Here is a 19,238-nt window from a genome sequence, read left to right on the forward strand (position 1 = left end):
ACGAGCGGGGGCTTGTTGGTTGCAAAACGTTCTCAATCGCGGACGCCGGAGGTTCAGTCCAATTGAATCGCGACAAGTGCCTTGGGCTGTTCGCGTTCGGCATCAAAGTAATTGGCGATGTCGTCCAACAGATCTTCGTCGCCGGAATCCTCCAGGTTGATTTCACCAAAGTACTCTGCATCCACGCTCATCGTTTCTTCTTCCACATCGATCCGCGTTTCGATCTCATCCAGCAAGCGGCGGGTCTGGGACAGATGGCTGTCATCCAAACTCAGTTCGCTGGCCGTTTGAGCGACCCGTAGTGCCCCCAGGCGTGCTTGCAGATTTTCGACTTCCACTTCCAACTGCCGCTTCGCACTCAGCATCTCTTCCATGCGGTGCTGGGCGGCGGTCAACGTCGACTGTCGAGCGGTCAACATTTGTTGCAACTTGTCTGCGGTCGCACGACGCGTCTTGAATCGTTTGAAGCGGTTCTTCAAATCGTCTTTGACTTGGACCGAGGTGTAGGTGCGGCCGGCGTAGGTGAAGTACTTGTCGCCGCCTTCCAGGTCGGTGGTCAACCGTTGGATATCGCTTTGGGCCGACGCCAGACGCGATTCGGTTTCATTCAACTGTTTTTCCAGCCGGGCGACTTCGATTTTTTCGTAGGCGATCCGCTTGGCATTGTCCGTGATCTCCGGCTTCAGATCACTGATCATTTGGCGGGCCCGTTTCAGTTCCCACTCCAGGGGGACGGCATCGCTGGCGGAATCGCGGAGCCAACTGACGCCGCATCGGGTGTAACTGGCCAGCGGAACACCGACGGCCAAACTTGACAAAAGTGCGACGGCACCGCCGGCGACGATGGCTTTCTTCAACATGGACTTCAATCCCCAAAAATTGGCGTTCGAGAAGGAGCCTTCATTGGGTCGGCTCGGTTTTCGTCCTACTGTTCGGCTCGCGAACGGGATTCTTGGGGCGGAGCAATCGAAAATTTTGCGATCTTTCGCCAATTTCATCGTAAAACGCGGCCAGCGGGGAATTCAGCGGCCAGTCGTGCTAATCCCTCGTATCCAGATTTGCGTCCACCTATGGTGCGACGACCGGTTGTGAACGCCAATCACGTTTGGCTGAAAACCGCACAAGAACTTCAAGTTCCAATCCCTCCCTACGTGGACCATTTCGATCTGTCATTTCAATTGACTTCTCGGCAGATGGCACACTGATGGCATCCGCTGGCGACGATGGTTGGGTCATCGTCTGGGAAATCGCGAGTTGCAACTTGCTCCGCGAATACAACCATGAGGGAACCAACACTTGGTCGTCTTTTTGGTCGCGTTGGACACTTCAGCCAACGTTCTCCATGAGAGCTCATTCGGCACACATTCACAGCGTGGCTTTCTCTCCCGATGATCGACAACTTGCTTCTGGCAGCTGGGACCACACCGCAAAGCTCTGGTCTTTGGAATCGCATTCTGGCAAACGGGGAGTCGACGGCATCGATCAACCGCTTCCACACCGAAGCCGAGAAGCAGCAGCTGGCGAAACCAATCCGTAGCCAACCATTGCGGTTACTTCATGTCGTTCCTGAACGATGGCTACAACCAGCGACGTACCTCTTTTAAAACGACACAACGTCTCGCATCTTGTGATCACTCGCCGTCACACAACGTGTTGCTGCGGATCAAGTAGTGCATCGGATCGTCCGCTGCGTCGCGGCGGAGGAACAGGATCAAGTCCTGAAGATCTACCGCGGGATCGTCGACGGGATTCCTGGACGTTTGCTGCGTCTCCCGGGAGTGCTTTTGGTCAGAACCAATATCGTCTCGATCTAAACTCGATTTCTTAACGATCACAAAAATGCCCCTCGAAATACCAATGGAAGTCCTTTCAGCGGAAGGCATCGTTCGACGTCCAAGCAGGAAGCAGAAGGAGGCGCAAGCGGGTCGCTGAAGACGTTCAACAACGCTCGCGATCACTCCTCGTGGGTGGATTCCAGACGAATGTGCCGCCGCATGGGGAGATAGCTTAACACGCGTCAAGCCGGCCTCGAAAGCGCACGCATGTGTTTCAACGTCCGTCGTTTGGTCTCAAATCGGCAAAGCCGTCACGCGTCCAAGCACCACTTCTTGACACGTACGCCCCCTGCCTCGGTGCAACCCAACCAACGGCAGAAACCGCCCCTCCGATTGAGCCACACCGAATGGATCACTCCCAATCACCAGAAGAACGCTTTTGGCCTTTCTGTACAGAATGACCGGTGCGATCTGGTTGAATGCCCCTCCCCCTCGGAATAGTTTTGCCTTCCCAATCAGACCTCCCGGTCTACCTCCCCTCCCCTTCCTTCCCCTCTTGAGGACTGTTCATGCGTTATCGGATGAAAGGCTTTCTTTGCGCATTTGCCATGGTTGCAACGCTCGGCGTCAACCAAATTGCGCTCGCAGGTTTCACCCCATTTGTGATCCGCGAAGGCGGCGGGTCCGCACCGGCGATCAATTCACTTCCTGGTGGCGGCACGGAGATTGTCATCACGCAAGGCGGTCAAAAAGCCGCGCTCGGTTCGTCAGACATTGATGGCACCAAGTTGGGCGACATTGGCCGCTTGTCGATCGAGCGTCTCGATGATGTCAGTCGATTTTCCGCCGGAAGCGGTCCCGCGGTCGGACCGTACTTGAACTTCTGGATCACCGACGGGACCAACTTCGCGGTGGTTGCCAACGAACCATCCAATGCAGCCTTTCAACCGCTGTTCAACAACGGCTATGACCTGACGTTTGCGGATCTGGCGGATAAGACAGCCAAGATCTATGAGAACGCGGACACGTCGTGGTTGCCCTCTAGTGGTGTGGGACTGACGTTTGCGGACCTGGCTGATTTCACGATCATGGCCCCCAACAACGTGCCTGATTGGGCCGGCCTGGGATCGGGAGCCCCGATCGTGCTTTCCGGTCGGGCGACCAATGAGTCCTATGGTGTGAACTGGGTCTTCGGCGACACGTTGTCCAACTACGTCAGCGGCGACCCCGGCTATCAGGTTCAAAACGCGGCGGTCAACAGCACGGTCCCCGAACCGACCAGCATGGCCATCGCCTGTTGCGGCCTTATGCTCGCCGGCCTCCGCCGCAAACGCCGCCGCTAACCCCTCACTCAATTGGTGCCACCCATCTATTTGCCCCCCAGCCCCAACTGCTAGCAATCGGATCGATGCACACTCAATTGGTGCCACCTGCACACTCAATTCACACTCAATTGGTGCCACCCATCAATCTTGATCCAAGACGACGGCGCAACTGCTAGCATTCCAGATGATGGGTGGCACCAATTGGGAGCACAGATGATGGGTGGCACCAATTGGGAGCACAGATGATGGGTGGCACCAATTGGGAGCAGACGCTAGCAAATCAATTGATGGGTGGCACTAGATGGAGCAGGTGCTAGCAATTCAGATGATGGGTGGCACCAGATGGAGGTTCAATGGGTGGCACCAGATGGAGGTTCAAGCTGGAATGACGCGGCTCGTAGGAGTCTGCGTCACTCCGGTTGGTCCAGTCGCAAGTTGCGTTGCTCGTCGCCGGGGTAGTCCTCGTCGTCCTCTTCCCAGTCCTCCATGGCTTCAATGTCATCGTCGGTCACCAGGATCGGCATCTGGCCGTCGCCGAGATGCCGGCCGATGGTGTTCATCACACGATGGACAAGCTCGGGGCTGTCATTGGGGCCTTGGATGTAGCAGGGGACGCCGTCGCGGCCGAACAGGAATTCCTGCTCGCACGCGGTTTCATCCACATCCTGCCAAATCCGGCTGACACGTTGGTAGTCGCCCATCGGTTTCAAGCCGAATCGCCCCGCCCAGTCGACCGCATCGGTCACCAGCTTTTTCGCCAGCGTCGGATCGCATTTTGTCATCGGGTCGCGGGAGGAGAATTGGCTGACTTGCTCGGAGAACTGCTGGGGCGTCACCAAACGCGCGAACGCGTCCTTGACCCCCAAACAAGCTTTGTCGACCAGGAAACATACGAACACTACTCGCCCATCCGGCAGGGGGCGGCCGACCGTGACGCCACCGATCTCGTCGGAGCGTTCGTTGTCGAGCAACCCATTCGCGACGTAGCATCCGATGATCGGCGCCCGCTGGGCTGCGGAAATCTGGCCGACGATCGACTTCATCGCATTTTTTTCCGCCGCCAACTGCTTCCGCTTGGCAACTTCTTTCTTCCGTTTCTTTGCCAACTTCTTTTGGCGGCTCTGTTCCGTTTTACTCATCGCTTGGGTCTCCGTATGAACGCCGTGTGATTAGGATGGCAAATCTCGCCGGATTGCCGCTGCACATTCGACCGATTCACTTGCGGAATGGTCCAGCCGGCGGTGTTCGGCCGCACCAACCGGCACTCCTGTCGCCGGATCGGATTCCGGCTCTGAAACGGAACTGTCCAGCTGCCAATGTCGTCAAAACACGATCTATCTTCTACCTAGAATGGGATTCCGGCGCGCGATCGCTAGAGTACCAGAGTTTTTCGTGTGTAATAGACCGATCTCCATGCGAAAGGGCACCGGCGGATCGCCCCCGTTCGCGACCGTCGGTTTCTGTCCGCCGAACACCATTGCCAGACGTAACATGCCCCAAACATCCATCGCCCCGGACGCAGGAATCGAATCTGACGTTTCGCAATTACTCTGCCAGGCGCGCCAATCTCTCGGCGGCGAAAAGCTACCCAAGGACTGGCACCACCAGGATGGGAGCAACGACAACAGCCAGGCGTTGGGGCGATTGCTGCAGCTTTATCGCAATTACCTGACCATCCTAGCGACGACCCAGCTAGACCGGCGGCTGCGGCGCCGGATGAGTCCGTCGGATTTGGTCCAAGACGCGATGTTGGCCGCCCATCGGGATTTCCGATCCTTTCGGGGATCCAGCGAGCCCGAACTCCTGTGTTGGCTTCGACAGATTTTGGTGAACTGTTTGCGTGACGCGATCGACATGCACCTGAACGCCCAGAAACGGGATTTGCGTCGAGAGGTCTCGATCGAACAGGTCGGACAATCGTTGGACAAAAGTGCCTGTCAGTTGGCCAACGTCTTGGCCGATCGCGGCCCATCGCCCAGCGAACCGGCGCGGCGGCGCGAGCGCGCCGTCGAGCTTGCCGATCAATTGGCAAAGCTGCGGCCGGAGTACCGCGACGTGATCGTATTGAGAAACCTGCAGGGGCTGTCCTTCAACGAGATCGCCGAACGGTTGGACCGGCGCCCCGGCACCGTCCGCATGCTTTGGCTACGTGCGATGGACAAATTCAAGCAAACCTACGAGCAACCTCAAGCGTGACGCCACTGCAACGTGTTGGACTATTCATTCATTTCCGACTTGAGTGTCGAGCCGTCGGCGACACGACACCTGTCCGATGCTCAAAAGGATCGGATGACGCTGCTGTTGGATCGCTACCTTTCGGCACTCGAACAAGATGTTCCACCGGCACTGGAAGAACTGGCGGTCGATGATCCGGAGCTGATCGAACCGCTGCGGTGTTACATCAACGGGCTGGAAGACTTGCACCGAATCGCCGCGGGGTTTGCCCCGCACGGCGCAACCGACGCCGCTGCAGACGATGAGAAGCGACTTGGCGATTTCCGATTGCTCGAGGAAGTCGGCCGCGGCGGCATGGGCGTCGTTTATCGCGCCCGACAGCTGTCACTGGAACGAATCGTCGCAATCAAATTGTTGCCGTTTGCAGCAGTCTTGGATGCCCGCCAGATCGCCCGATTCAAGAACGAAGCACACGCAGCCGCCGGGCTGAACCATCCCAACATCGTGCCGGTGTACACCGTCGGTGTCCAACGCGGTGTCCATTACTATGCGATGCAGTTCATCGAAGGTCGATCGCTGGACGCCGTGATCGCCGATCAATCGGCCCGGGGAGAGATGCCCGATGTCGACGACTCACTTCGGCGAGCGATCGACGTCGCCCAGGCTCTTCATGCCGCCCACGAATTTGGTGTCGTACACCGCGACATCAAACCGTCCAATTTGATCCTCGACAAGGACGACAAGATCTGGGTCACCGACTTCGGATTGGCGCGTTGCCAAACCGACGCCAGCATGACAAAAACGGGTGACATTGTCGGGACGATGAAATACATGAGCCCCGAACAGGCGCGGGGCGAATCGGCGATCGTCGACGGGCGAACCGATGTCTATTCATTGGGTGCGACATTGTATGAAATGCTGTGTCTGCGGCCGGCCTATGATGGCAACGACACCCCGGCCGTGCTGCGACAGATCGAGGAGCGATCGCCCACTCCGCTGCGTTCGCAGCGTGCCAAGATCCCCCAGGATTTGGAGACCGTGATCGCCAAGGCGATGTCGAAATCACGCGACGATCGCTATGAAACCGCACTGCAATTCGCCGAAGATTTGCAACGCGTTCTCGATGGCCAACCTACCGTCGCACGCCCACCGACCCTGGTCGACCGTTTGGCGCATTGGGCGCATGCCCATCGAAACGCCGTTGCCATGACCTTCGCGTTCGGTTTGTTCACGCTTTTGGGGCTTTCAATTAGCATCGCCATGATCGCCTCGGCGAAACAGGAATCCGATGCCAACGCGATCCTCGCCAAACGCAGCGACCGCCTGGCCCGGGCAACGGTCGATCGACTCGGCGCGCAAATGGCTGAACTGTTGTCCGATATCCCTGCGGCAAGTTCCGTCCGACAACAACTGTTGCGCGAGACGTTGACCTATTACCAGGCGTTCGCCGAACAGGCCGATGACGATGAAACATTGACCGAAGACTTGGCGATCACGTTTGGCAAAATCGGGTCGCTGCAAAACGAAATCGGATCGCCGGCCGAAGCCATCGCGTCGTTGGAAGAATCGATGCGGTTGTTTCAACAATTGGCCGACGCCGGCCGGCCGAACGCAACTCTGCAAAACCGTTTGGCCAGCAGTGAAAACAACTTGGCGCTCGCGTTGGACCGTGCCGGCCGATACCAAGCCGCCCAACAACACTACGAATCGGCGATCCAACGATGGCAAGACCTGTCCGATGCCGATCCGGCGGACGTCGAGGCCCGCGCCGGTTGGGCGATGGCCGTGGGCAACTTTGCGTTGCTGTTGAGCAAGACGGACCGCCCGGATCAAGCCGAAGCGATGTTCCACCGCAGCCTGGAAATCGCCCAATCGGCGCCCTCGGCCGCATCCGTTGCCCCGAATGCCCCGTTGGCGAAACAACTCGCGTCGACCTACCAAAACCTCAGTGGGCTGTTGGCCGAACGCGATCCGGGCCAGGCCGTCAGCTATGCCCGGGCCGCCCTTGAGTACCAGATGCGAGAGCTTGACGACGGGCACGCCAGCCCGACCGCCGCGGCTCGCGTGGCGCTGACCTTGAACAGCCTGGGCGCGGCCCAATCGGCGTGCGGAGAGTCCGACGCCGCGATCGAATCCTATCGGCAAGCATCCGAGCTGCAGCAACAACTGATCGGTCGCTGGCCCGGCGAGTTAACGTATCAACGCGATTTGGCGGTGACCCAGAACAATCTGGGGATGGCCTTGGCCGCACAGGATCAATTCGACTCGGCCAGACGCGCATTCGATCAAGCATTGAATTACCAAGTCGCTTTGACTGAAGCATTTGCCGATGATGCAGAGCTTCAAAGCACGCTCGGAGGGATCTACAACAACCACGCCTTCGTGCTGGAAAAACTGAACCGCCATCCCCAGGCGTTGGACTCCTATCGCTTGGCCGTCCAACATCAGCAACGGGCTCTTCTGGCCGCACCCGAAGTGCCCCGGTATCGCGAATACCTGAGCAAGCATTTTTACAACTGCGCCAGACTGCTACGTGAGAGCGACCACTTTGACCAAGCGGTCCAGTTCGCGCTCCAGCGACGCGACCTCTGGCCCGACGACGGCGACCGATTGGCGAGCGTCGCCGAAGAATTGTTGACGACTGCTCAACAGATTCGGCAATCCGTTGCGGCGAACCGCCCGTCACAGGCGATCGCGTCGGATTGTATCGATCATGCCAAAGAAACGCTGAAGACGGCGACCGAAGTGGGGTATCAACATGCAGCCGACTTGCTGAATCGTCCAGAGTTTGCGGAATTGATGCAAAAGCAGCACCTTGACGAAACCTGATAACTAATCTTTTACACAATTCATGAAACAGATTGACGGCAAGCCGCAACCTTCAATGATCAACCACCACGCCAACCGTTCATCGCGCCGCCGTCGCCACGGTGCCTCTCGCAGGCCACCGTTGAATGTCGAACGGTTGGAATGTCGGACCATGTTGGCAGGCGACATCGAACTGGATTTTCAATCCGATGCTGCGTCAACGGAACACGACGGTCGGCTCCCGGCATCTGTCGCGCCCGCTCAGCCCGTCGCGGTGATGGCTGAAAACACGGCGGATCACTCGGCTGGGCAAGTGGTTCAAACGATCCGCCCTATGCCAGCGTTCCCTCATGCGACGACGATCGATCGAATAACGTTGGATGAATCGATCGACACGCTGGCCGTCGATCTGGGGCAAACGTCGCCCCACGGCCGGCGCAAAGCAGGCATCGCGAGCCCAACCGATCGGCCTGATCCTGACGCGTCGCCGGACGACAAAATGCGGGCGGATCGCGAAGGCGGAATGATCTCGGTGGGCTCTCACCCACTGCCTCCCGATGACATCGACGACCTGGCAGATCAGTTCGACACCATCGACTTGAAATTCAGCCTTGTGAGCGAAGATTCAACCTGGGCCGGCGCTCCCCAATCACCTGCCAATCAGCCCTCGGCCCTCCGCGTCTCGAACCTGGGGCAAAGTGCGGTCACGACATCGACCACGCTGCAAGTCGATTCCGGCACCCCGATGGTCCAAGCGGCCCTGCCACAGAACTCGCTGCCACAGCCCGCCCTGCCTGAGAAATCCCTGCCTGAAAACCCCGTCGCGTCGGCGTCTCCCTCACGAGATGACGACGGGGGGATGATTCGTGTTTTCAGCACCACGCTACCGGCAACCGGGTCAACGACACTTTCGTCCAGCGTCCCGATTCAACTCGCTCCCAACATGGGGCACTATCGCAATTTTCGACTTGCCGATGCACCGGGGCTGGATTCAGAACGGGACTCCGACCGGTCGTCCACGCTGGTCAGCCGAAGTGAATCTGGGGATTCCACCGATGGGCCACGCTCGAAACGGAAACTCCGATGGGCGCAGCGGCTATCCAAGTCCATCCCCTCCTCGGTGTCCGTCGTCTCCGGAAGCGCCCTGCTGAGCGGTGAATTGGCAGGCCGCGTCCATCCGAACGGCACGGGACGCACTCCGTAAGACAGCCGGATTTGCAACTCTGATTCTCGACAGGCGAACTTTTTTGGCGAATCCGGCTGCGAGACCGTGACAGCCGGGTTGGGATTTCCGCCATGGAAAGGATCGGTGACGCCCTGCATGATCTTGCCCTGCACGACGTTGCCGCTGCAGGTCCCTGCGGTATTGCAACGAACGTCGATCGGCGTCCGCTGGTGCCCACGATTGCGGATCAGACGCCAATGAACGCTTGTTTGATGAATCCCTTGCAATCCGATCCGGTCACGGAATTATTGGCCAAACTGTATTTACCCCAGTGGCAGGCTGCGGTTTGGCATCTGCAGCCGCCATGGGGATTGGAAGTCCCCGACGGGGTCGTCAGCATGTACGTTGTCATCCGCGGCGGTGGATGGTTGGTGCCCTGCCGCAGTGGATCAAGAAGCCCTGAAACAAGTCCGATCCGCGTTGTCAGCGGTGACCATCTGATCACGACCGACGGCAGTCCCCATCGATTGCTTCGCGAGCCGAATGCCGACACCGAACCGGTCGCGGAACGATTGTCGGATTCCATTTGGCCCTTGGTTCCGGCCGCCCATGATGCGACCACGTTGCTGTATGCCCAATTCGAATTGACCGATCCTCTGATCAATCCATTGGCAATCGGTCTGCCGGATCTCGTCCATCTGAATCATCGTCGCGATCAGGATCTAAAATCCTGTGTGCCGCTGATCGATTTGGTGCATCAAACGACCATGGATGCCGAACCGGGATGGCAGCTGATGGTCCGCAAACTGGCCGAGTTGGTGTTCATACGAACGATCGCGACGGAGTTGCGCCGCAATGCCCGGTGCATCGACGGGGATGGTCAATCGAGATTACTGCGTGCGATGACAGACACGGTGATCGGCCCGGTGCTGAAACAGTTGATCGAATCCCCCCAGCAGCCCTGGTCGGTGCCTGCGATGGCCCAGCAAGCCAAGGTTTCCAAGTCTGCATTTTCGGACCGGTTTCGCAATCTGCTCGGGCGTGCCCCGCTGCAATACTTGACCGAATTGCGAATGCAAAAGGCACGCCAATTGTTGCGAGAGACGAGTGTCGAAATCTCTCACGTCGCCACCCTGGTCGGCTATGAATCTCCGTCGTCGTTCAGCAGTGTCTTCAGGCGGTGGAACCAGTGCTCTCCGGCCGAATTCCGCCGTGGCCGCGACTAAACCAACCGCCCGTTCGACGATTCGCTCATCAACGTATCGACGTCCGTGGGACGCAGCGGTCCCATCGGTGGGCTGTTGCGGTGAATCGCGCTGGTCAACGCACGATCGCTGTCGCGACGCGGGCCATCGACCACACGGTCCTGCGGAACCGGCGGCGCGACAGATAACTGCGTGACGTTTTCATTGACGCGGACCTGGGCGATGTGGATGGGTGCGGATCGAAGATCGCTCACGCAGGCCTTTTCCTGGAACCCGACGCTGACCACCTCTCCCGCGTCGGCCTGAACCGGATCGGCGGAAAAAAGGAACGCGGTGACCGTTCCCGAGTCGTGATCGATCTTGACGGCCATGGCAACATCACCGTTCCAAATCGGGCCGGGTTGGATGTTCAAGTCGTCTGTCCGAATCACGTCGGGATCGTACCGGATCTGGATCTCCGCCGCCCGAAGATCGTTTGCTCGTTCGACACGAAACGGCAAGCTGAGTTCACGCTCGGACTCGTTCCACGATTGCGCCACCGAAACGCTTGCCAACAGCCGTCTACATTCCAACCGCTCGGCAGCAAGCCGACGTGTCTGAAGTGCCATCCTTGTACCGCCACCAGAAGAAAAGAAGTGTGGCGTCCTGCCACGTTGCGTTGCGACGGAGCGACGTTTACCTTCGAAAGCTCAAGGCAGGCAAGAGCAACTGTTGGCCGTTGGTGAAGTTTGCGATCGAATTGGACAAATGGACAATCCGATCGGACAGCGGCGCCTGCTACCACAACTGCGTGGTCGCATAGACCTGATCGACCAGATCTTCGTCCTGCTTTCCCGATCCGGACGACGACGGATCAAGTGCGACGGCATGAGCTGAACGATCGATGATCGTCTCGGTGAACGCCTGAACCTGTTCGCCTTCACCAGCCGACACCGTTGTCAGCGACATGGATTCGGAAACCGCCGCGCCGGCCGCCGATTCGCCCGCGATCAATGCCGTCGTCGTCGAGGCGGGTGGCGGTGCCGTTGCTTCGTTGCCGGATTCCGCGTCCGCATTGATTCGTTCGATCTGGCTGGTCCATGCGTCGGAGCCGACTGGCAACACGAGCGTCGTGAACAAACGGTTGTACAGATACGCCGGATGCAGGCCGATTTCGACGAAGTCTTGATTATCCAGCGCTTCGCCGGCAGTCAGCGTTGCGGTCAATTCATTTTGTCCACCGTCCAAATAGGCGACCGGTTGTTGTTGCGTGAGGGTGTATGTCCCCGGGGTCAGATCGCTGAACTGGTAACTTCCGTCAGCCGCCGTCACGGTTTGTTGCTGTGCGCCGGTCGCCGTGTCCGTCAACGTGATCGTGACACCGGGAATGGCTTCCCCCGAATCGAGTTGGTCGTTGGCATTGGCGTCCGCAAACACGGCCCCGGAAATCGTGTCGGAGCCCGTTTGAATGATCGTCAACGTCCCGTCGGTCGAATCGGCCCCGGCCACCGGCGTCGGCGTGACATCGATTTGACCTTCGTTCAGCACGACCGATGTCAGGTCCAGCGTGGTCGTGCTGCCGAGCGTCGCGTCGCTATCGACGGTGAAGTTCAATTCGACCAAGCTGCCCGCCCCGGACGCCAAATCGGACGATGCGGCGACGAAGATAATCACCGTCCCGGACGCATCGTCGACGTTCACGGTCAATTGCGCATCACTGCTGCCATCCCACACCGATCCGGCAGAAACGTCTGCTTGTTCCAAGTCCAAGACGTTGGTGTCATAGCTGATCCGGATCTCGGCACCGCGGACTCCGGCGGCATCGTCGATGTCCACCGGAACCGAGACCACCGCGGCCGGCGCGGCGGTCAGGTCATCGGCAATGTCGACGGCGGCCAACAAACGACGGGCCGATAGCGTTTCAATCCTGGGACGGCGTCGTTTCGAGCGGGGAATCAAGTTCATCATGCTGAGGCGGCGGGATCGGTCGGAGTCGCATTGATAGGGGGCGGGGCGCAATCGGCACGCCCCCGCGTTTCTCTAGGGAAGGATTTCGGGGTCGCGATGTCACGAACTTTCTCGAAAAACCGATTGCGGGACAGTTTTGAATCAGGGATCCAGCCCACTCAGCTGCCCATTCGGCATCTCCGGATCCACCGGAAAAGTTTTAAAAAGACGCTTCGAAGTGTGACATCGTGGCCGACGATTCCGCCAGACAAGCACGGGCAGATCGCCAAAATCGTCGATCCTGTCCTTGCCCCTGGTGCCGCGAACCGGATTTTCGACGGCGACTGATCTATTGCAACGGATTGCCTGACCCCGCTTTTGCACCGGCTTTCCCCACTCGTAAGGTCTCACGTCGATATGCGCCACATCAGCAAGGGATTATTTTCGCTCCTGTCGTCACGCCGTTCATCCGCCGGGGGATCCCGAAAACGCTGGTCCAATCGATCCGGGCGCAAACGTTCCGGACGGCGCGCCCGGCTGGAAACGCTCGAATCACGACGCGTGCTGGCGGCCACGATCGCGTCGTTCACCCCGACCGCCAGCGGTTTTGTGGCTGAATTGAGCGAAGAAATCGATTCATCGGTCATCAACCTGTACGACTCCGAGAACGGGCTGGCCGGCGCAGCCGACGTCACGCTCACCGGTGCGACGACCGGTACCGTTGACGGGTCGTTGATCATCGACGGCACTTCGGTGACCTTCATCGCGACCGGCGGACCGCTCGCCGCCGACAGCTACACCGTGACGCTTCGAAGCGCGGCCGATGGCTTCAAAGATCTGGCCGACGGAGAACTCTTGGACGGTGACAACAATTCTGTCGCCGGCGGAAATTTTGTCGACACCTTCACTGTCACCGGCGGCGGCGACCTGGTCGTCAGCTTGCCGGACTTCGTCCGCGGCCCCACCCAAACGATCCAGGTGCCTGCCGGTGGAAGCGGTGTCGAGCTGCCGGACGGCTTGCCGATCCAGTTGAGCGATGCCGATGGTGTCACGTCGGTCACGTTGACGATCGAGTACGATTCGGAGCTGTTGGACATCAGCGGCGTCCAGCTGGGTAGCGACGCACCGACGGGCAGCCAAGTCGACGTCAATCTGACGGTCCCCGGCGTCGCCACAATTTCATTCTTCAGCATCGCGCCCCTGGACGCCGGAGCCGCGGACATCGTCGACATCATCGCGACGGTCCCCGAAGACGCCGCCTATGGCACCAGCCAAGCGATTCGCATGACGTCGATCGAAGTCAACGCGGGCGCGATGGATGCCACCGCCGACGACGCGCTGCACGTCGTCGCGTTTCCCGGCGACGTGAATCAGAACCGACGTTACGACGCCGAAGACGCTCGACTGATCGCCCGGGTCGGTGTCGATTTAGACTCCGGTTTTGTGTTCACCAACCCGACCAGCACGACCGCGTCGACACTGCTGTTCCCGACCATCGATCCGAACGTGCTGGGCGATGTCACCGGCGTCGATGGGGTCAGCCCGTTGGACGCCAGCGATGTGCTTCGCCGTGTCGTCGGACTTTCGACGCCCAACATCCCTGCTCTGCCCGACGCCCAGGCGCCGACCGGAATCAGTTTGTCGACCGATACGATCAACGACAGCGCTGCAGTCGGCACGACGGTGGGAACATTCACCACCTCCGATCCCGATGCCGGTGACACCCACACGTACACGTTGGTCAGCGGTACCGGCGATACCGACAACGCCGCCTTCACCATCAACGGCAATGCGTTGGTCACCGCCCAAACCTTTGACGCCTCAGTCCAAGATTCGGTCACGATTCGTGTTCGATCCACCGACTCGACCGGGCGATCGATCGAACGCGTGCTGACCTTGACGGTTTCCCACACCAACACCGCTCCGACGGCATTGGCCATCACCGAAACCAGCGTTGACGAAGACGCCTCGGTCGGTTCGACCGTCGGAACCTTTAGCACCACCGATGCGGACGGCGGGGACACACACACCTACAGCATCGTCTCGATCGACGGCAGCACCACCAGCACGGCATTTACGATTTCCGGCGATTCGTTGCTGGTCGGGACGGCGTTGGACTTTGAAACCAAGTCCAGCTACAGCGTGATCGTTCGCAGCACCGACGCGGGCGGTTTGTCCGTCGACCAGACCTTCACGATCACCGTCAACGACGTGAACGAAGCTCCGACGGGGCTAACGCTTAGCAACGCCACCGTCGGAGCGGGTGCCACAGTCGGAACGACCGTCGGCAGCCTTTCCAGCACCGACGTCGATGCCGGAGACACGTTCACCTACACCCTGGTCAGCGGCACGGGCGACGACGACAACGCGTCGTTCTCGATCTCCGGCGACCAACTGCAAACCGCAACCACGCTGGATTTCAGCTCCCAGTCCAGCTATAGCGTCCGCGTGCGAACGACGGACTCCGGCGGCGAAACCTTCGAGCAAACCTTCACGATCACCCAAGGCGACTCGGCTCCCTCGGAAGTCACACTCAGCAACGACACGGTTGCCGAGAACAGCGCGTCGGGAACCGTGGTCGGTGATCTGCAATCGACCGACTCCAACCCCAGCGACACCCACACCTACACGCTCGTGTCCGGCGAAGGGGACACGGACAACGCTTCGTTTACGATTTCCGCTGGTCAACTCCTCACCGCCGAATCATTCGATTTCGAATCACAAGATTCCTACTCGATTCGTGTCCGCAGCACCGATTCCTCGGGCCTGTCGGTCGAACAGGTGCTGGTCATTTCCGTGACCAACGTCAATGAAGCCGCCACCACGGTGTCGCTCAGTCACTCCAGCGTTGCCGACGGCCAGCCCAGCGGCACCACCGTGGGCACGCTCTCCAGTGATGACCCCGACTCCGGCGACACGTTGACGTACACCCTGGTGTCCGGAAGCGGCGATACCGACAACGCATCGTTCACCATCTCCGGGGACCAACTGCTTACGGCATTTGCCGCTGACCAGAGCACCAAATCGAGCTACTCGCTTCGGGTCAGAGTCACCGACGCCGGAGGTCTCACGACCGAAAACTCGTTCACGATCACCGTCACCAACGAAAACGTCGCGCCGACCGCCGTCGCACTCAGCGATGCGACGGTCGCCGAAGACGCTGCGATCGACGATGTCATCGGCACCTTCACCACCACCGACGCCAATACATCGGACGTCTTCACCTACACGCTGGTCGCCGGCACAGGCGACAGCGACAACGCCTCCTTCGCCATCGACGGCGACGCCTTGACACTCAACACCGCCCTGGACTTTGAAACCAAGTCCAGCTACAGCGTCCGTGTTCGCAGCACCGATCCGTTCGGCCTGTTTGTCGAAGACGTCTTCCAGATCACCGTGACCGACGTCAACGAGGCCCCCGAATCGCTGACGATCGATTCCGACCAAATCGACGACGGAGACCCCAGCGGGACCACCGTCGGCTCGCTCAGTTCCACTGACCCTGACAGCGGTGACACGGTGACCTACACGCTGGTCGCCGGCGAAGGTGACAGCGACAACGCGTCGTTCACCATCTCGGGATCTGATCTGGTCACTGCCTTTGATGCCGACTTCTTCCAGAAGAGCTCGTATTCAATCCGCGTCCAAGCCGAAGACGCCGGCGGGCTGACCTTCCAGCAGGTTCTGACAATCAGCGTCGCCGAGCCCGACAGTGCTCCATCGGCCATCGCCCTGTCGGCCAACACCGTCGCGGAAAACTCCGCCGCCAACACCGCCATCGGAACTCTTTCCAGCACCGATGCCAACGCATCCGACACGCACACCTACACCCTGGTCAGCGGCACCGGTGACACCGACAATGCTTTGTTCACGATCAGCGGAGATGAATTGCAGATCGTCGACGTCGCTGACTTCGAAACCCAATCGGCTTACTCGGTCCGCATCCGCAGCACCGATTCGAGCGGACTGTTTGTCGAAGAAACATTCACGATCAACGTCACCGATGTCAACGAAGGCCCGTCGACGCTCACGCTCAGTTCGTCCCACGTCGCCGACGGCGAAGCATCGGGCACCGTGGTCGGTCTCTTCGACAACGATGATCCCGATGCATCGGACACGCTGACGTACACGTTGATCAGCGGAACCGGAGACGACGACAACGCCGAGTTTACGATCAGCGGCGATCAATTGTTGACCGCGTTCGCGGCCGATCAATCGACCAAGAGCACCTACTCGATCCGCGTCCGGGTCGAAGATGCCGGTGGATTGAACACCGAACAAACCTTCACCATCAATGTCACCGAGTCCAACGTCGCCCCGACGGCGGTCGCGTTGTCGCAAAGTACCATTGACGAAGACGCCGCCGTGGGAAGCGCGGTCGGGACGCTGACAACAACCGACGCCAACACCAGCGACAGCCACACGTACGAACTCGTTGCCGGGACCGGCGACACCGACAATGCCGCCTTTACGATTATCGATGGTGAGCTTCAAACCGCGACCGATCTGGATTTTGAAACCCAGTCGACCTACAGCGTACGTGTCCGCACGACGGACAATTTCGGAGAATCCTTCGAACAAGCCTTCTCCATCAACGTCTCAGATGTGAACGAGGCACCCGATAACCTGAGCCTGAGCTATGCTGCGGTCGCGGACGAACAACCGGCCGACACGGTGATCGGTGACCTGTTCGCCGACGATCCCGACAGCGGTGACACGTTGACGCTGTCACTCGTCGCCGGCGACGGAGACACCGACAACGCTGACTTTAAAATCGAGAACAATCAGCTCGTGATCACCGAAGCGGTCGACGATGCGATCCAATCGCTGTACTCGGTCCGAGTGCGAGCCGAAGACTCTCAAGGACTGTTCACCGAACAGGTCTTCAGCATCGACGTCACCGAGGCGAATGTCGCCCCCACGGCGGTCACGCTGAGCAGTTCGACGCTCAACGATGGCGATCCGTCCGGGACCGTCGTCGGCACGTTGACCGCAACGGACTCCAATGCGAACGAGCTTCACAGCTTCAGCCTGGTCGCAGGCAGCGGTGACACAGACAACGCTTCGTTCACGATCGAAGGCGATCAATTGAAGACCACGGTGACGATGGATTCGGGAACCCAAAGCTCCTTCAGCATCCGAGTCCAGGCACAGGATCGATACGGATTGACCGTCGAGCAAGAGCTGACCATCACCGTGCAGTCGTCCTAAGATTGCAGGCCACTGCCTCGTTCCCGGGCTCCGCCGGGAACGGGCATTTCCCGAGGCTCCGCCTCTGGTTGCACGCGGTGTTTGTGGCAGGAGCCACACACGCGGTGCGTTCCAAGGCAGAGCCTTGGAACGAGACAAAATCCTCCCTGGCAGGCGGGGTCGAGCGTAGCGAGGGGAGGGTCGATTCGTCCATTTCCCCTCCATTTCGCGGACCCTGCTCTACGTCTCTAGAAGGAAACCACGGCACCAAACGTCAGCCCGTGGGCGATGAAGGTGTCGGTTTCGAATTCGAACGACGGATCGAAGGTCCCCGAGGGAACCTCCGGAGGAAATTGCGAGACGTTTCGATCGATCAGATCGCCGACACGTAGTGCGTTGGACCAGATCAACACGTTGTAGCCGATCGACAGATCGATGTAATTGTCCAATCGAGTCGTGAACATCACCCCCAATTCCGGAATCACGCTGAATTCGGATTCGTCATAGTTGCCGATGTTCGTCGACTGGGCCAGCAACCCTCCCGTGAAGGAGCTTGCCCCGCCGCCGGGAACCGTGTTGGTGGTTTCACCAGCGATTCGTGCGTCGGCTTGGTTGACGCCCATGCCCAATTTTGCCATCACGTTGAACGTCGACGCGCTGCGGCATCGACGTAGATAGTGCAAACCGATCTGGGCACCATTGAATCGATTCTCTGCCCGAAAATCATCGAACAGGGACTGAGTCGTCCCGGCAACGATCTGTCCCTGGGCTGCGGTGAAGGTCCCCGACTGATCGACACGCAGTGATTCGTCCAGTCCGCCGTGGCGGTATCCGATCAACAGATCCAACTGATCGCACGCTGACGTGCACAGTCGCTGACGACGCATCACGTCAAAGGCAAACAATTCGCTATCCACGCGGACGGAAAGGCTGCCGGTCAAGAAATCCGGGTGAGCGACCAACATCGCACTTTCGCTGCCCGATCCGGTGTCGAACACGGGCCGCGCCAACAATGCTCGACTATCGCGAAATGTTTCGGTGTCTTCAAAAACGCCCATCGCGACCAGTTCAAATCCGTCGCCACAATCGTTGACGCCCCAAGACAGCGTGACTCGTGCTCCCGAACGCATTTCGTCTCCGACGCCTCGACCGCCAAACAGAATCGACGTGCCTGCCTGATTCAATCGCCCCGTGTCTTCCGGCGCCGTTCCGGCCGGACTGGTCGACACCAAAGCAGGCAAATCGATCGCATCGAGCGACCAGAGCAGGTATTCGCTATGCACGGAAAACAATGGTCGACGGCGTCGCGCGCCAATCATGCTGTCACAGCCGATGCTGTCACAGCCCGACGCGTCACAGTGCCCGCTGCAAGTCGTGCAGCCGGGCGAAACCATTTCGCTGGCAAAACCCTCGCCGACAATCGTCTCATGCGACACCGGTGCCACCGCTCGATGGCTCGCGTTTTTCGCGTGGTTCTGTTTGACGCTCGTTCGCTTTGCCGCCACCGGTCGCCAGGTCATCCGAGGTGAATCGTCCGAATCGGCTGGATCGTTATGGGGCTGGCGTGCGCGTCCATCGGCAGCGGCTGTCGTTTCGACGATTACGCCGCATGTGACCAGCAGACAGCCGAGGGTGGTAGCGGTCCATCGGGATCGCAAACGCGGAAAGA

13 protein-coding genes are annotated in these 19,238 nt (G+C 59.4%); 7 read left to right on the forward strand and 6 right to left on the reverse strand.

What is annotated here, in order from left to right; genetic code table 11:
* Window positions 1–53: 53 nt before the first annotated feature.
* Window positions 54–860, reverse strand: coding sequence for a hypothetical protein (locus tag Mal15_RS19505; protein WP_147869297.1), 807 nt, complete (start codon window positions 858–860; stop codon window positions 54–56).
* 245 nt (window positions 861–1,105) lie between these two features.
* Between Mal15_RS19505 and Mal15_RS35150 the strand changes: the two genes are divergently transcribed.
* Window positions 1,106–1,537, forward strand: coding sequence for a WD40 repeat domain-containing protein (locus Mal15_RS35150; protein ID WP_147869298.1), 432 nt, complete (start codon window positions 1,106–1,108; stop codon window positions 1,535–1,537).
* A 94-nt stretch (window positions 1,538–1,631) separates the two neighbouring features.
* On the opposite strand, the gene Mal15_RS19515 is transcribed toward Mal15_RS35150, so the two are convergent.
* On the reverse strand, window positions 1,632–1,835 hold the full coding sequence (locus tag Mal15_RS19515) for a hypothetical protein (RefSeq protein ID WP_147869299.1): 204 nt from the start codon (window positions 1,833–1,835) through the stop codon (window positions 1,632–1,634).
* Between the two features lie 548 nt (window positions 1,836–2,383).
* On the opposite strand from Mal15_RS19515, the gene Mal15_RS19520 reads away from it, so the two are divergent.
* A complete protein-coding gene (locus Mal15_RS19520) occupies window positions 2,384–3,118 on the forward strand; it encodes a hypothetical protein (RefSeq protein WP_147869300.1) in 735 nt (244 codons plus the stop codon).
* Between the two features lie 392 nt (window positions 3,119–3,510).
* On the opposite strand, the gene Mal15_RS19525 is transcribed toward Mal15_RS19520, so the two are convergent.
* Window positions 3,511–4,239 (reverse strand): hypothetical protein, encoded by a 729-nt coding sequence (locus Mal15_RS19525; RefSeq protein WP_147869301.1) that lies wholly within the window; start codon window positions 4,237–4,239, stop codon window positions 3,511–3,513.
* A 352-nt stretch (window positions 4,240–4,591) separates the two neighbouring features.
* On the opposite strand from Mal15_RS19525, the gene Mal15_RS19530 reads away from it, so the two are divergent.
* The 4 genes from Mal15_RS19530 (at window position 4,592) to Mal15_RS19545 (ending at window position 10,474) form a co-directional block, all read left to right on the forward strand.
* Window positions 4,592–5,296 (forward strand): sigma-70 family RNA polymerase sigma factor, encoded by a 705-nt coding sequence (locus tag Mal15_RS19530; protein WP_147869302.1) that lies wholly within the window; start codon window positions 4,592–4,594, stop codon window positions 5,294–5,296.
* Window positions 5,297–5,311: 15 nt separating this feature from the next.
* A complete protein-coding gene (locus Mal15_RS19535; protein ID WP_147869303.1) occupies window positions 5,312–8,104 on the forward strand; it encodes a serine/threonine-protein kinase in 2,793 nt (930 codons plus the stop codon).
* 22 nt (window positions 8,105–8,126) lie between these two features.
* Window positions 8,127–9,287, forward strand: coding sequence for a hypothetical protein (locus tag Mal15_RS19540; protein ID WP_147869304.1), 1,161 nt, complete (start codon window positions 8,127–8,129; stop codon window positions 9,285–9,287).
* A gap of 218 nt (window positions 9,288–9,505) precedes the next feature.
* Window positions 9,506–10,474: an AraC family transcriptional regulator gene (locus tag Mal15_RS19545; RefSeq protein WP_167546919.1), complete on the forward strand. Its 969-nt coding sequence runs from the start codon at window positions 9,506–9,508 to the stop codon at window positions 10,472–10,474.
* Here the strand turns inward: Mal15_RS19545 and Mal15_RS19550 are convergent.
* Complete coding sequence (locus Mal15_RS19550) at window positions 10,471–11,061, reverse strand: hypothetical protein (protein WP_147869306.1); 591 nt, start codon at window positions 11,059–11,061, stop codon at window positions 10,471–10,473. The two genes, Mal15_RS19545 and Mal15_RS19550, sit on opposite strands and share 4 nt — an antisense overlap.
* Before the next feature lie 169 nt (window positions 11,062–11,230).
* A complete protein-coding gene (locus Mal15_RS19555; protein ID WP_147869307.1) occupies window positions 11,231–12,397 on the reverse strand; it encodes a cohesin domain-containing protein in 1,167 nt (388 codons plus the stop codon).
* A 543-nt stretch (window positions 12,398–12,940) separates the two neighbouring features.
* Between Mal15_RS19555 and Mal15_RS19560 the strand changes: the two genes are divergently transcribed.
* Complete coding sequence (locus Mal15_RS19560; protein ID WP_233902897.1) at window positions 12,941–17,590, forward strand: beta strand repeat-containing protein; 4,650 nt, start codon at window positions 12,941–12,943, stop codon at window positions 17,588–17,590.
* Between the two features lie 227 nt (window positions 17,591–17,817).
* Here Mal15_RS19560 and Mal15_RS19565 read toward each other — a convergent pair whose 3' ends face one another.
* A complete protein-coding gene (locus tag Mal15_RS19565) occupies window positions 17,818–19,089 on the reverse strand; it encodes a BBP7 family outer membrane beta-barrel protein (RefSeq protein WP_167546920.1) in 1,272 nt (423 codons plus the stop codon).
* Window positions 19,090–19,238 lie beyond the last annotated feature (149 nt).

Source organism: Stieleria maiorica, from assembly GCF_008035925.1.
Classification (GTDB): Bacteria; Planctomycetota; Planctomycetia; order Pirellulales; family Pirellulaceae; genus Stieleria; species Stieleria maiorica.

Bases quoted from the DNA above. Each gene is read 5' to 3' on its own strand.
- Mal15_RS19505 (WP_147869297.1), bottom strand. From the start codon at position 860: ATGTTGAAGAAAGCCATCGTCGCCGGCGGTGCCGTCGCACTTTTGTCA.
- Mal15_RS19520 (WP_147869300.1), top strand. From the start codon at position 2,384: ATGGTTGCAACGCTCGGCGTCAACCAAATTGCGCTCGCAGGTTTCACC.
- Mal15_RS19525 (WP_147869301.1), bottom strand. From the start codon at position 4,239: ATGAGTAAAACGGAACAGAGCCGCCAAAAGAAGTTGGCAAAGAAACGG.
- Mal15_RS19530 (WP_147869302.1), top strand. From the start codon at position 4,592: ATGCCCCAAACATCCATCGCCCCGGACGCAGGAATCGAATCTGACGTT.
- Mal15_RS19540 (WP_147869304.1), top strand. From the start codon at position 8,127: ATGAAACAGATTGACGGCAAGCCGCAACCTTCAATGATCAACCACCAC.
- Mal15_RS19545 (WP_167546919.1), top strand. From the start codon at position 9,506: ATGAACGCTTGTTTGATGAATCCCTTGCAATCCGATCCGGTCACGGAA.
- Mal15_RS19550 (WP_147869306.1), bottom strand. From the start codon at position 11,061: ATGGCACTTCAGACACGTCGGCTTGCTGCCGAGCGGTTGGAATGTAGA.
- Mal15_RS19555 (WP_147869307.1), bottom strand. From the start codon at position 12,397: ATGAACTTGATTCCCCGCTCGAAACGACGCCGTCCCAGGATTGAAACG.
- Mal15_RS19565 (WP_167546920.1), bottom strand. From the start codon at position 19,089: ATGACCTGGCGACCGGTGGCGGCAAAGCGAACGAGCGTCAAACAGAAC.